Annotated in this window: 8 protein-coding genes and 2 pseudogenes; 3 read left to right on the forward strand and 7 right to left on the reverse strand. The window is 69.5% G+C overall.

The annotated features are described in order from the left end of the window. Positions 1-216 precede the first annotated feature (216 nt). The 5 genes from EF387_RS29615 to EF387_RS29635 form a co-directional block, all read right to left on the reverse strand. Positions 217-1164 (reverse strand): CU044_5270 family protein, encoded by a 948-nt coding sequence (locus tag EF387_RS29615; protein ID WP_238431773.1) that lies wholly within the window; start codon positions 1162-1164, stop codon positions 217-219. A gap of 1 nt (position 1165) precedes the next feature. Next, the gene (locus tag EF387_RS29620; RefSeq protein ID WP_202918404.1) at positions 1166-1798 is read right to left on the reverse strand and encodes an RNA polymerase sigma factor; all 633 of its coding nucleotides are present in this window, start codon (positions 1796-1798) and stop codon (positions 1166-1168) included. A 277-nt stretch (positions 1799-2075) separates the two neighbouring features. Next, complete coding sequence (locus EF387_RS49480) at positions 2076-2825, reverse strand: D-Ala-D-Ala carboxypeptidase family metallohydrolase (protein WP_162467236.1); 750 nt, start codon at positions 2823-2825, stop codon at positions 2076-2078. 85 nt (positions 2826-2910) lie between these two features. Continuing rightward, positions 2911-4257 (reverse strand): GH25 family lysozyme, encoded by a 1347-nt coding sequence (locus EF387_RS29630; protein ID WP_128379708.1) that lies wholly within the window; start codon positions 4255-4257, stop codon positions 2911-2913. Between the two features lie 246 nt (positions 4258-4503). Further along, the gene (locus EF387_RS29635) at positions 4504-5211 is read right to left on the reverse strand and encodes a hypothetical protein (protein WP_202918405.1); all 708 of its coding nucleotides are present in this window, start codon (positions 5209-5211) and stop codon (positions 4504-4506) included. 444 nt (positions 5212-5655) lie between these two features. On the opposite strand from EF387_RS29635, the gene EF387_RS29640 reads away from it, so the two are divergent. Continuing rightward, entirely contained in the window at positions 5656-9216 is a 3561-nt protein-coding gene (locus EF387_RS29640; protein WP_128379709.1) for an ATP-binding protein, read from the forward strand. Between the two features lie 44 nt (positions 9217-9260). Here the strand turns inward: EF387_RS29640 and EF387_RS47150 are convergent, their stop codons facing one another. Then, positions 9261-9701, reverse strand: coding sequence for a hypothetical protein (locus EF387_RS47150; protein WP_162467235.1), 441 nt, complete (start codon positions 9699-9701; stop codon positions 9261-9263). 86 nt (positions 9702-9787) lie between these two features. Here EF387_RS47150 and EF387_RS29645 point away from each other — a divergent pair. Both EF387_RS29645 and EF387_RS29650 read left to right on the forward strand, forming a co-directional pair. Beyond that, positions 9788-9901, forward strand: a pseudogene (locus EF387_RS29645) (DUF1152 domain-containing protein); the annotation flags it as partial. A 738-nt stretch (positions 9902-10639) separates the two neighbouring features. Further along, positions 10640-12535, forward strand: a complete 1896-nt coding sequence (locus EF387_RS29650; RefSeq protein ID WP_128379710.1) for a PA domain-containing protein — start codon at positions 10640-10642, stop codon at positions 12533-12535. Between the two features lie 133 nt (positions 12536-12668). On the opposite strand, the pseudogene EF387_RS48655 reads toward EF387_RS29650, so the two are convergent. Further along, positions 12669-13024: pseudogene (locus EF387_RS48655) on the reverse strand (DUF6584 family protein); the annotation flags it as partial. Positions 13025-13623 lie beyond the last annotated feature (599 nt).

Raw genomic sequence — 13623 nt, forward strand, 5'->3', positions numbered from 1 at the left:
CGCTGACGCAGCCGAACGAGGCATCCAACGCGTCTGCTCCAGCGAGCAACTCCCGTGGTCCTTCCTCACCAACACCGGCCTCACCATCCACCATCAGCCCCCACAGAACTAACGAAAAACTCAGTAGGGCTTGCCGGGAAATAACTTGCGTGCTCCAGGTCTTGACACCGCAGCTCAGGAGCGATGCTCGCCGACGAATTATTTATCGGAGAGCCCTTAGGGCTTCTCGCCGTCCCGGTCGACGAGGGACTGGGTCATCTTCATCTCGCAGAATGTGACCTCGCCCTTCTTGCGCGAGCGCCCAGCCGACGAGCCGTCCTCATACTTCTCCTCGTAGTCGCGCACCGCAACCGACTGGTTCCCCTGGTACTGGAAGGTGTCGGGGTCGAGGAGGTACTCCCGGCGCTGAACGGCCTTGCTGCCCAGGTCCGGGTATATGGCGATGGCGTCATGCCCCATGGGGTCCTTCACCAGGTGCGGGACCACCTCGATCCCGGGGTCCGCGGCCAGGGCCCGGTACAGCTTGGCCATTCCCTGCGGAGGCACGGGATAGGCCTCGTCGAGGGTCGCCAGGAGCGCGAAGGTCTCGCGCTGCTCACCCGTCAAGCCGGTGTCCTTGCCCATGGGGAACATGTCCGCCGCCTGCTTCCGGATCTCGGCGGGGTCGTCCGGCAGTGAGGCGAGCAGGCGATACAGCCGCCGCTGCGAGGGCTCGTTGTCGCCGTCCTTATCGTCCTCCCTCACGGGGCTGTCGTACTGGACCCACTCCTCGCTCACCTCGGGCTTGGCATCGGGCGCCGCGTCCGACGCTCCGTATTGGCACTGCGCGGTCTTCAGGTAGACCCACTGGCCGTCGCGCGGATGCAGATCCGGCTGCTGCGACACCACTTCCGCCGCCTGCTCCAGGAGTGCCGTCGCGGACGTCAGGTCCGGGCTGGCAGGCTGCACGCCGCGCTCGGGTCCATCGCCACCGACGAGCATGGTCACCAGCACCGCGATGGTGATCACCGTCGCGGCGACCCCCGCAGCCGTCACGCGCCAGTCCAGCCGCACCCTGCGGGCAGAGCCCTGCTGCGCTGCTCCCAGCAGCTTTTGGCGGCCGGGAACCAGCCGCACCCGGTCCGGCGTCGGCGCATCGGCGCGCAACTCGTGCATCTTGGTCATGTCATCCATGGGTTACCGCCCCGTTGTGGTCGCTTACGAGGGTGGGGTCGGCGCCGAGCGCCGTACGCATCTTGCGCCGCGCCCGGCTCAGCCGGGAGCGGACCGTGCCGACCGGCACCCCGAGGGCGTCGGCACACTCCTGGTAGGTGAAGTCCGCCCAGGCGACCAGCAGCAGCACATGCCGGTCCTTCCCGGGCAAGGCCGCGATCGCCCCGGCCAGCGCCTGCTGCGAGGCCTCGGCCGTCACCCGCTCGTCGGCCCGTTCCGACCAGGACTCGGCCACCGGGTCGACGCCGGTACGGGCCAGCGCCCGCAGCGCCCGCACTTCGGAGCGGCGGTGGCTGCCGATGAGGTTGCTGGCGATGCCGTAGAGCCACGGCCGGGCACTGGCGCGCGCGACGTCGTAGCGGGCGCGGTTGCGGAAGGCGATGAGGAAGGTCTGCGCCGTGATGTCGTCGGCGTGACTGTCGCCCAGCCGGCGCATCACATACCGGTGGATCTCGGCGGCGTGTCTGTCGTAAAGCCTGGCGAATATCTCCGGCCGCTCCAGGGATTCCTGGATGACCAGCGCGTCGTCGGCGGGTGGATCCCCCACGAGGCCCTCGCTTCTTCGTGCAGTAGGAGTGGAGTGCATTCCACTCCCTGTTGTCCGAAGCGGCCAGGAGGGTTCACGCGCAGGAGATGCGCCAGGGCCCGTGCTTCCGTCGCCGCCGTGTGGCGCCGTATCACCATCCGCATGCCGGCCCCCTCCGCCGCGGGAACACCCCTGCCGGCAGGGTCACCCGACGGGACGGCACACAATCCTCAGGCCCGCCGCTTCAGAGCAAGACCTGAACTCCAGCGGTGGGCCGGCACGCCGAGCGGCCCGGTCAGCCCATCCGGCCGACCGGGCCGATCACCCGAAAGCGGCGTCAGATCGTGCCGCTCTCCCACCACCAGTCGCGGCCGAGGTCAGCCCTGCTGTCGACGTGCTGGTGGTCCACGGTGTACCTCTCCAGTCCGGAGAACCCGCAGGTCTCCGCCTTCTGGTAGACCGTCTTGTTGGACACGCCGGGCACGTCGAGGTCGGCCGCGGTGCCGTACAGGTGCATACTGTCGCTGGCCCCGCCGATGTCGGCGTTGTGCGCGATGCTGCGGAAGCCGGAGGTGACCGTGATGGGCTTGTCGCCCAGCTTCTTGCGCAGCGCCTCCAGCTTGTACATGCAGCGGCGGACGTTCTCCTTCGTCTGCGACGCGCTCAGCCTGCCGCCGTTGAACGTTCCACTCGCCTGGTCCACGAACTCGCTCCAGTTGAAGTGGGTCGTGGAGCCGTCCGACTGCTCCAGCGCGTTGAGCTTCGCCTGGGTGTTGGGTCCTACGATGGCGTCGGCGGTGAGACCGTACGCCGTCTGGAACCGGCGGACGGCCGCCGCCGTGCCGGGGCCGAAGTCCCCGTCGATGCTGACCCGGCTGTGGGCGGCACTGTCCGCCGCCCAGCCCGCGACCCTGATCTGCAACTCGGTCACATCGGCGCCGCGGTCGCCCTGTTTCAGGGTGCGCGACCACGCATAGGCCTGTGCGACGCCCGAGAACAGCAGCTGACCGAACGTGGCGCCGACGCCGGCGGCCAGCGTGCCACGCAGCATGGCGCGGCGGTCGATGGGACGGAAGGAGGAAGTCATCGTCGTCCTTTCGGGGAACGGTGGTGCGGCAAGAGGGCGGTAGGCGATCCGGGACGTGACGTTCTGCTCCTCGGTCCGGCCGTGATCAGCGGTTGGCCAGACGGTCCAGATCGGCCTGGGTGCCGTTGAACACGTCAGCGGTCGCCGGTGCCTGGATGCCCGGGAAAAGCGCGGCGTCGGTGTACTGCCACATCGCCCAGGTCGTCGAGCCGTTCGGCAGCGGCGGCTGGGTGATCGACTGGCGGTAGTCCGCGAGTTGCAGCGGATACCGGGCGAAGGCGGTGGTCGAACCCAGGCAGTCGTCCAGGAAGGACTTCTGGGTGTAGATGATCGGGGTGCGGCCGAAGGCCGCCTCCACCCGGTCGAGCCAGGCCTTGGCGTCGTCCACCGTGCCGTAGGTGGGACACCGTCCGCTGCCGTCGTCCATGCGTTCCAGGTCGAAGATCGGCGGGAGGTCACCCGCACGCCGGCCGGTGTAGCCGGTCGCCCGCACGGCGGCGATGAACCGGTCGGCCTGCGCGGCACCCGTGTCGGGCGACGTGCCCGTGTAGAAGTGGTAGGGCGCGACGGCCAGCCCCGCGGCCCTGGCCGCCTCGAGGTCGGTGGCGAGGTATTCGTCGGTGACGTTCAGCCCCCGGGTCGCCTTGACCGTCGCGAACTCGACACCCGAGGCCCGGACGGCCTTCCAGTCGATGGGCGGGCCACCGGGGTGCTGGTACTTGGCCGTGTCCAGGCCGTCGATCGGGTAGCCGGCGGGGCGCGGTGGCGTGCAGTACGTGTTGCGGCCGGCCCAGTCCGCCAGTTTGGCCCAGGTATTCGGGCCCACGACGCCGTCGGCACTGAGGTTGGCGCAGTGCTGGAACTCGATGACCCGGGCCTCGGTCCCGCCCCCGAAGTCGCCGTCGATCGCCAGCGGCGGGTAGTGGAACGGCTCCATGGCCAGGTTCAGACGGCACTGCGTCTCCTTGACCTCACTGCCCTTCGCACCCCGTCGGAGCGTCGGGCGCGCGTCGGTGTGGCCGCACACGGTCGTCTGCGCCGTGCTCGGAACGCCCTGGTCTGCACAGGCGCGCGGTTGTGCGGCCCAGGTGTTCAGCGCCGCCCAGGTCTGCGGACCGAGCACACCGTCCACGCCCAGCCCGGCGCACCGCTGGAACTCCTTGACCCGGCTCTCCGTCGTCGGCCCGAACGATCCGTCCGTCGCGATCGGCGTGTACCGGCTCGGCTTCGTCGCCAGATTGAGCTCGCACTGCGCCTCGACCGCCGAGGCACCCGTCGATCCCCGCTGCAGCGTTGGCTGTGCGCTCGTGTGCCCACAGACCGCGACCGCGGTGGCTGCGGACTCCGCCGCCTGCACCGCCGTGGGCCCGTACAGGGGCAGGAGCGCTGCCACGGCGAGGGTCAGGCCCCGCAGAAGCGTCCTTCGTCCCATCTGGTGTTCCCCCTCTTGTGAATCGCCGGAAGCCCCGGCGCGGAGCATGCTGGCAGCGGTCGTTCCACGCTGGATCCCCTGCTCCCCGATGGGGACGCCGGGACAGTCACTCGTCTGTGACCTGCGGGGGCGGACCACCGCCGGGGATGAATACGGGATACGGACGGCGGAGCCGGCCGTGGCCCCCCGGGAGACGGCGGGCCACGGAGTGAGCGTGCGGCTCAGCCGTGCGCGTTTCAGGACGGGTCAGGAATCCAGGAACTGGCCGTGGCACGAGGCTTCCGTCACCCAGCGGTGGGAGCTGATCTCGTTGTCCACGTCGTAACCACTGGTGAAGCGTTTGTCCCGGACGAGGTAAGGCACGTACAGGGAAGACAGGTTCGTTGCGGTCTTCTCGATGCGGAACCAGGTCGCGAAGTCGCCGTAGAGCCGGTTCTTGGCGTCGGCCTGGCAACTGTCGCGAGGGGTCTGGACGGTGCCGCCGGCGGGAAGTTCGGCGGTCAGCATGCCGCTGGAGGGACCCCCTTCGAGCGCCGCGTTATAGCGGACGCGCTCTCTTTGCGGGAGTGCGTTGGCGTACGCGTTGTTCGGATCGTCGCGTTGGACGTTCTGGAGCTTGGCCCTGAGCCGGCTGCCGTAACCGTGTTTCCTCGCCCAGCCGACATCGGTGAGCACATATCCCTCGCCCTTGAGGTCGTCGACGGTCGGCAGCCAACCCACCCAGTACTTGAAGCCCTTGCCCTCCATGCACTGCTTCACGAGCAGCACCTCGGCCCGCTGGACGAGAATCTTTTCGGCGTCGGTCAGCTCCCGGCCTTGGGTCTTGGAACTCTGGGCTGTGGTGCCCTTCGGAGCGTGAGGGGCGGACTCGGGCCGGTGGCTCGCGGTGCAGCCGACCGCGGTGACGGCGACGATCAACGCGGAGACGCAGGCGGCAGTGAGCGCTCGCTTCATACTGGTATCCCCCTGACTGCGGCGCCCCCAGGGGCGCATGCTTCCTACGGGCCCACCGCTCGCTTTCCGCGAGCCTGCGGATACGCCGGCTCGTCACCATGACGATGCGCGGCGATCTGCAGGTGTCTCTCCCCGGCCTCGGATCCGGCAGCTCTCTGATCCGGTAGCCCTCCGCCTTTGCACGGGACGCGCGTGGATGCGTGCGTCCGGCTCGGGCCGAGCGGTCCTGCTACCGACACCGCCGGGCGACCTCGCCCCCCGTCGCCGGCCTCCGGACCTGTTCTTCGGCCAGGGGTGCCGGCCCGCTCGGCCGCTCGGCGGTGGATGCGTCGATGGTGGTGCCCCGACCTGGTAAGGATCTTGTCGAGACCTTGTCGGCCTCGCGTGTGCCTGCTGTGATGGACGCGCACCCAAGGTGGTGGGGCACCGATCAGACAGGTTGGCGTGACGGATTTTCGACTGCTGGGCCCGTTGGAGCTGCGGGTGGCCGGCCGGATCGTGGAACCGGGCCCGCCGCAGCGGCGAGCCGTGCTTGCCTCCCTGCTGGCAGAGGCGGGCCGGCCGGTCCCGGTCGACACGCTGATGGACCGGCTGTGGGGTGAGCATCCGCCCGCCGAGGCCCGGGCCTCGCTCTATGCGCACATCGCCCGGATCCGTCGGCTCCTGGAGGCAAGGCCGGGCGCCCCGGTTCCTGAGGACGACGACCTCACGGCGCCACCGACAGTCCTGCGCCGCGCCGACGGATACCTGCTCACCGCCGCCCCGGACCAGGTGGACTTGCACCGCTTCCGGCAGCTGGTCGAGAAGGCCCGCGGATCTGCCCGCACCCAGGGGGAACGCGCACGGGTGCTGCGTCAGGCATGCGCGTTGTGGCGGGGAGAACCCATGGGCGGGCTCCCCGGGCCCTGGGTGGCCCGGACCCGGGAGAGCTGGAAGCAGGAGTACATCGCCGCGCTGGTCGCCTGGGCGGACTGCGAGCTGGAGGCGGGCAACCATGCGGCGGTGGTCGGTCGGCTGCCTGACCTGATCGCCGAACACCCGCTGGTCGAGCCGCTCGCCGCAGCGTTGATGAGGGCGCTGCACATCGGTGGACGCGGTCCGGAAGCTCTTGCCTGTTTCGCCGCGTTACGGGAGCGGCTGGCCGAGGAACTCGGTACCGACCCGGGGCCCGAGGTGCGGCGACTCCACCAGGCGATCCTCCGCGGCGAGGACACCGCACCCAGCCGGGCCGACCGGCGCGAGGGCGTGGTGGGCACGCGCCACACAGCGGCGTCAGCCACCGTTGCGACGCGTCCGGAGGCGCCCGGCCGTCGCGGTGACCGGCTCGTGGGACGTGCCGAAGAGGTGGCGATGTTCGACCGTCTTCTCGGGGACCTGACCACCGGTGGGTCCGGCACCCGGGCGCCGGTGGTGGAGCTCGCCGGTGAACCGGGCATCGGCAAGACACGTCTGCTCGCCGAGTTGGGCGAGCAGGCGAGGAAGCGCGGACTGCTCGTGCTGGCCGGGCGCAGCACGCAGTTCGACCAGACCCCATACGGGGCCTTCGTGGACGCGCTGGACGACCACCTCGCTTCCGTGATCCCGGACGGAGGCCCTGTGGACGTCTTGCCGACGGCGGCGGTGCGACAACTCGGTGCTGTCTTCCCCGCACTGTGGAACGACCGTCTGGCAGCGCAGCCGGCGCGGGCTGAGCGGTACTGGCTCCATCGGGCCGTGCGGTCGTTGCTGGAAGCCATGGCCGGTGGTGGTCAGGGACTGGTGCTCACTCTGGACGATCTGCACTGGGCGGACGACGCGACCGCCGAGTTGGTCGACCACCTGATACGGCATCCGCCGAAGGCGCCGGTGCTGCTCGCGCTCGCCCACCGTCCGCGGCAGATCCCGCCTCGCCTGTCCGCGGCTCTGGCCTGGGCCGGGGCGGCCGGCCGGATGTCCCAGGCGGACCTGGGGCCGCTGTCGTCAACGGACGCGGCGGGACTGTTCGCGGGCGACATGGGGCCGGGGCGCTGGCGGCAGCTGTACGAGGTCAGCGGCGGCAATCCGTTCTACCTGGAGGCGCTGACCCGGATGCCCTCCGAACGGCTCGCTCCGGCCGTCCCTCTGGATCCGACAGCCTCCGTGATCGATGTGCCCCGACCGGTGCGGGACTCACTCCTGGCGGAATTACAGGGCCTGTCGGATCCGGCGCGGCTCTGCGCACGTGTGGCTGCGGTCCTCGGCGACTCCTTCGCGGTGACGATGGTCGCGGCCGTCGCCGGAAGCGATCACGTGCGTGCCCTCGCAGCCCTTGACGAACTCACCGCACACGACGTGGTGCGGCCCATGGGAGCCCCGGGCCAGTTCAGGTTCCGCCATCCGCTGCTGCGAGCCGCCGTTTACGAAGGAGCGGGCGCCGGCTGGCTGATCAGCGCGCACGGCCGCGCCGCTGAGTGCCTCGCGGCGCAGGGGGCCTCGTTGGCCACGCAGGCCTCGCACGTCCAACGATCGGCGCTTCCGGGTGACGAGAAGGCCGCGCATCTGCTCGCGCGGGCCGCCCGGGACGTGCTGACCATCGCTCCGGCCACCGCCGCGCACTGGACAGGGGAGGCCCTACGGCTGCTGGGTGACGAGGCCGGCCTCAAGCCGGAACTGTGGTTGCAGAGGGCCGGCGCGCTCGGCGCGGCCGGACGGTTGCGGGAAAGCCGCGACCTGCTGCGTGCCACGGCTTCGCTGTTGCCTGCTCAGGCCGGGGACATCCGGGTCCGCGTCGTCCTCGCCCAAGCCACGATGGAGTGGATGCTCGGCGACTGCGAGCAGGCGATGCGCTCGCTGCTCCGGGAGTTGGAGGACCGGGGCGGCCGGTCGGCGCACGACACAGCGGAGTTGCAGATGGCGCTTGCCGCCATCGCACAGCGCACGGATGAGTTCCCCACAGCCGTCCGCTGGAGCGAACGGGCACTCGTCTTCGCCGAGAAGGCGGACGATCCGCCACGGCTCGCCCTGGCCCGAGGACTGCTGGCGCTTGCGTACGCTTCGAACGGCGACCAGGCCCGCTCCCGAGTCCACCTGGCTCACCTGCTCAAGACACTCGGTGCGGCGCAGGGTGACCAGCCGGAGTACATCGACGCCCTCTCCGTGATCGGCTGGACGGAGCTGCTGCACGCCCGCTACGACTCGGCCCTGCACCATCTCGACCAGGGACTCGAGTTGTCCCGCCGTACAGGCAACAGCCTGTTGCTCAGTGACCTGTTCGCCGCCTCCGCGCACGTTCATCTGCTCCTCGGACACCTCGACGACGCGAGCAGATGCGCTGAGGAGGCACTGGAAGCCGCATCGTTCGTCGGCAGCGCCGAGGCATCCTCCTTCGCCTCCGCGGTGCTCGCCGCGACGCGCATGTGGCAAGGGGACTACGCCACCGCCCATGCCATCCTCGAGAAGCTGGTCGTCGCCCTGCGCGCGACCGACGATGCCGAGCCGGCACCGGTCAGGTCGGTCGCGCTCGGCATTCTCGGTCAGGTCATGCTCTTCAACGGTGATCCGGACGGCTGCATCCGCACCGTCACCCGGGCGGGCGGCGGTCCTGACCTGCTCAGGTTCGAGGCCCCGACGCGCAATCTGTGGTTCGCGCTGCTGTCCGGTGCCGAACTGGCCAGGGGCGACCGCGCCGCCGCCGACTCCTGGGCAGAGCGAGCCGCGGCCGCGGTGAGTCCTGAAGGACCACGACACCAGCAGGCCTTCGTCGCGCTCTCCCGCGCCGAGATCCATCTCGACCGGCGGGACACGGCGGTTGCGGCGCGGTCCGCACTGGATGCCGCCGAGGCGTTCGGTGCCTGTCGTATGCCGCTCTACGAGGCAATCGCGCGGGTGAAGGCCGGTGTTGCGCTGGCCGCGTCGCCCGAGCGCAGGATCGATGCCCTGGCTCAGCTGGAACAGGCTCAGTCACTGTCCGCGACACGTGGTGCCCACGGTCTGTCTGCGGCGGCCGAGGCCGAGTACCGTCGCATCGCCGAGTCGCCCGGACCCTGACCGGCCGGAACGGTCTGCCCCTCCTGACGGGTCCGACAGGGAAGTCAACGCGACGGCGGGGTCGGCCGGGACCGGCGGGCCGCCGGGCCAGGCTGTGGAGGCAGGGGAAGTGGCCCTGACCATTGATCTTCCATGGCTGCTCGAGCTTGCCCGCCCGCGTTAAGGCCGTACGTGGCAAGCACGGCCGTCGACCAGGGGTGGCCCTGCTGCTCCCCCTCGCGCTGGTCGCTGCCCGCCGCCTGCGCGTAGAAGGGCCGGTCCGCCACCGCCGTGGCCCCGCCCGGCAGTTCGGCGAGCTTCCGCCGTAGCTCCTCAGCGCGCTCCGGTGCCCACGGCGGGTTCTGTGCGAACACTCTCCGTCCGCGTCCCGCCGGGCTCTGCACCAGTACCGGCGCCCCCGCCAGTCGTTCCGGCACCCTCGTGCCGTCCGACAGCAGGACCAGCGCGCTCATGGTCACCACCGCGACGCCCAGCGCCACGGCCACGAAGGACCCCCAGGAAGGAGGTCCACCGTTCCCTTGCGGTCGCCAGGCTGATCACGGCCGTACCTCCAGGGCGGCCGTCCGCGCCCGAAGGCATCACACGCCAACTCGAAGAACGCGTCAGCCACTTGTCCCCGACGTCGATCGCCCTCTTGGACGTCGGCGGAGACATCCTCGCCCGCGGCGACGAACCAACACTGAAGTGGGGATCGCGACGGCCGATCATGGTCACCCTCAACCATCACTGGCTCCGAAGTCTCAAGCATCTCCCGGGACCGGACAACAAGGCCCAGCCGAAGTGTCGAGTCTCAGTTGACGGGTTGACGTCGGGTGATGCTTGACGTCGGCCGAGACAGGCCCTAAGGGGTCCTTGCACTATGCCCGCCCGGGTCGCGCGGCCTGGCACCGCTCCTCCAAGCTCTCGGCTGCGCTCGAGCAGGGGGCACCCCCATCGCCGCGTTGCCGAAAAGCCCAGGTAGCTCCTCCCCCAAGCTCTCGGCTCCGCTCGAGCAGGGGGCACCCCCATCCAGGGCTCTCCGGCGCCTTGCGATGCACGGCACCAGACCACGCGACCTCATCGGACGCTCATAGTGCAAGGACCCCTCAGCAGCTCCGCTGAGGTGTGGGAACCAAAAGTTCCCGAGGGCTTCGCCCGCGACAGCACCCGCGTACCGCCCCCCTACCGCCCCCCTTTGGACAACTCCCTGCCCGCAGCGTGGGGGTAGTCGAACCCGGCAGCAGTCACGCCGGTGGGCCCGCCCGACACGGTCCGCCCGAGCAGAAGTTCCCGGACCGCTACGAGAACTGACACCCCATCCGAAACTGACGATGAATACGATCACGTTAAGGCGGCTCCGCAACCCTTCTCTCACAGGCCACGCAAAGAGTAAATTCCCCTCGCTGCCCCCCGTGCCCTCTTCACTCTCAGACCAAGGAGAGCCATGGGAAGAGCCATGGGCAGAGCAGGGCTCCGCGTGCGCGCCGCAAGCTGTCTCGCCGCAGTGAGCCTCATCTCCGGCGCCTTCGCCGGTGCCGCCCGAGCACATGACGGTGTCTCCGCCGACGACGGCGGTATCGACAACGCCAAAGCCACTCACGATCACCACAGCCACCAGCACGGTGGTGACGAGGGCCACCTCCCCGCCGGCAGCGAGAACGTCCGCCTCGTCAGCAAACTCGGCCTGAAGAACGTCGAGCCGGAGAAGATCGCCGACGTCGGCGTCTTCAAGGGGTACGCCTACCTCGCCGCCTGGGGCGGCGCCACCTGCAAGTACAACGGCGTTCATGTGGTGGACATCCGCAAGCCCGCCGCGCCCAAGGAGGTCGCCTTCATCCAGGCGAAGGAGGGCAGCGCACCGGGCGAGGGCATCCAGACCCTGCACATCGACACCCCGTACTTCAACGGGGACGTGCTGGTCAGCAACAACGAGAAGTGCAAGGAGACCGCCGGCTTCGGCGGCATGAACATCTACGACGTCAGCGACCCGGCCCACCCGACCCCGCTCGCCGAGGGCGTCGGCGACCACACGGTCATGGGGCAGGGCAAGAAGGACGCCAACGAGATCCACAGCGTCTACGCCTGGGACGCGGGCAGCAAGGCGTACGCCGTCATCGTCGACAACGAAGAGGGCCCGGACGTCGACATCGTCGACATCACAAATCCCAAGAAGGCCAAGGTCGTCGCCGAGTACGACCTCGACGAGGCATTCCCGCAGATCGTCCAGGACGCCCCCGCCAACCTCAGCGAGATCTTCCTGCACGACATGGTCGTCAAGGAGATCGGCGGCCGGCAGATCATGCTCGCCTCCTACTGGGACGGCGGCTACGTCACCCTCGACGTGACCGACCCGACGAAGGCCAGCTACCTCGGCGACACCGACTTCGCCGCACTCGACCCCGAGGCGCTGGAGAGCGGATTCGAGGTCGCGCCCGAAGGCAACGCCCACCAGGCCGAGTTCACCCTCGACAACCGTTACGTCATCGGGGCCGACGAGGACTTCGGTCCATACGCTCTCACTGCCCGCAACCTCACCGACGGCACCGAGCTGACGGCGAGCCAGGGCAGCAACACCACGCGCCTGGAAGAAGGCCAGACCATCACCGGCGACTCCGTCTTCGTGGGAGGCGCCTGCATCGGCGACCCGGCGGTCCCCGCCGGCGACCCGAGCGCCGTGGACATCGCCGTCGTCGAACGGGGCGTGTGCACCTTCACTGAGAAGGTTGCGAACGTCATCACGGCCGGCGGCTACGACGCGGTGCTCCTCTTCAACCGCACTGGCACGGACGCCTGCGACCAGACGCTCGGGATGAGTGTCGAGGGCGACATCCCGACCTTCGGAGTCGCACCGCGCGGCCAGGGCTTCGCCATCTTCGGGCAGCCCTACGACGACGCGGCCTGTCTGGCCGGAACGGGCCCCGCGCGGCTGCCGGTGGCACTCGGCACCAAGGGCGACCGGCTCACCTTCTCGTCCTACTTCGACGGCTGGGGCTACGCGCACCTCTACCGCAACGAGAGCGGCAAGCTCACCGAGCTGGACACATACGCCGTTCCCGAGGCGCACGATCCCGCCCACGCGTCGGGTTCCGGCGACCTCTCCATCCATGAGGTGGCCGTCTCCGAGAAGCGCGCCGACCTGCTCTACTTCTCGTACTACGCGGCCGGTCTGCGCGTCGCCAAGATCGTCGACGACGAGATCGTCGAGGTGGGTCACTACATCGACGCGGGCGGCAACAACTTCTGGGGTGCCCAGGTCTTCGAGTCCGGTGGCAAGGAGTACGTCGCTGCCTCCGACCGAGACCACGGGCTCTACATCTTCGAGTACACCGGAGGACTCTGATCAGCGGACGCGGCCGGAAACGGGGCCGCTGACAGCACGGGGCCGCGCCGATGCGAGCGCGGCCCCGCGCGGTCGCGCTTCGAACACGCCGCGAGAAAAGGGATGCATGGCGGCCGTTCCTTACTTCCGGCCCGAGGCCCAGTTCCTCGGCGCAGGCGGTCCGCACCGCGACCAGCTGCTCCTCCGCGCAAGCGGTGGCAGCCATCGCCTCGGGGCCGCGCCAGGCGAGGGCCTTCATCCGCCACCCGGGAGACCCGTACCGCGCCTCGAAGGCGGCGGTCTCGTCGGCACTGCGGTCCTCTTCAAGGTACATCCAGCGTCCAGCCTCGGCGGCGTCGCCGTAGAGCCGGTACACCTCGGCCAGACGTCGGCGGAGCGTCAGGTCGTAGGAAAGGACGAAACGAGACCGCGCAAACGCTGGCGCGCGACGGGAACCCGGCCGGCGGCCAGGTCCGCATCGACTCGGGCAAGCGTCTCCCTCAGGGGCATGAACGCATGATCGGGTACCGCACTGATCTGCGTCGACCTGGTTTTGTCGCTCAGCACCCGCTCGCTCCTGGCAGCGACCGCCGCAGCACGGCGCCGTCGTCACGTTCGGACGCGGCGAGGGCGGCTCACCGAGGGCGGAGGAGACCTGGGTCGCGCCGAGGCATGGTGTCCGTCGCCGGGGACGAAGATCCGTGGTACTGACACAACCGGCCCGTGATCATCGGACACTGCACGCCGTTGAGTAATCTTGCCCGGCGCGCCGGAAGCTTACGGGGCCATGACCACTCGCCCCATAGCAGCCTGCCCAAAGTCGCTACGCCGACCTCTCGACCGTGTGCGGCTTGTACTGAGCTTGAGAAAGTATGTCTTGGCTGGTGTGCAAGATGATTACGCCTACTCAGTTGCATTCCGTTCCCGACGAGGCCTCAGCCGCGCCGTTCGCCCAGATCAGAGCCGCAGTACCTCAGAATGCCCAGCTTCCCAAGCTGAGAGCGCGAGTTCGATTCTCGTCACCCGCTCCATGTGAAACCCCCAGGTCAGGGACCCGGGGGTTCTTTGTTGCCCAGACTGCGGCTCGCTGACCAGGTGACGGCAGGCAC

This window comes from Streptomyces cavernae, from assembly GCF_004023625.1.
Classification (GTDB): Bacteria; Actinomycetota; Actinomycetes; order Streptomycetales; family Streptomycetaceae; genus Streptomyces; species Streptomyces cavernae.

Coding starts and splice junctions, on each gene's coding strand:
- EF387_RS29615 (WP_238431773.1), bottom strand. CDS start 1,164: ATGACCAAGATGCACGAGTTGCGCGCCGATGCGCCGACGCCGGACCGG.
- EF387_RS29620 (WP_202918404.1), bottom strand. CDS start 1,798: ATGCACTCCACTCCTACTGCACGAAGAAGCGAGGGCCTCGTGGGGGAT.
- EF387_RS49480 (WP_162467236.1), bottom strand. CDS start 2,825: ATGACTTCCTCCTTCCGTCCCATCGACCGCCGCGCCATGCTGCGTGGC.
- EF387_RS29630 (WP_128379708.1), bottom strand. CDS start 4,257: ATGGGACGAAGGACGCTTCTGCGGGGCCTGACCCTCGCCGTGGCAGCG.
- EF387_RS29635 (WP_202918405.1), bottom strand. CDS start 5,211: ATGAAGCGAGCGCTCACTGCCGCCTGCGTCTCCGCGTTGATCGTCGCC.
- EF387_RS29650 (WP_128379710.1), top strand. CDS start 10,640: ATGGGAAGAGCCATGGGCAGAGCAGGGCTCCGCGTGCGCGCCGCAAGC.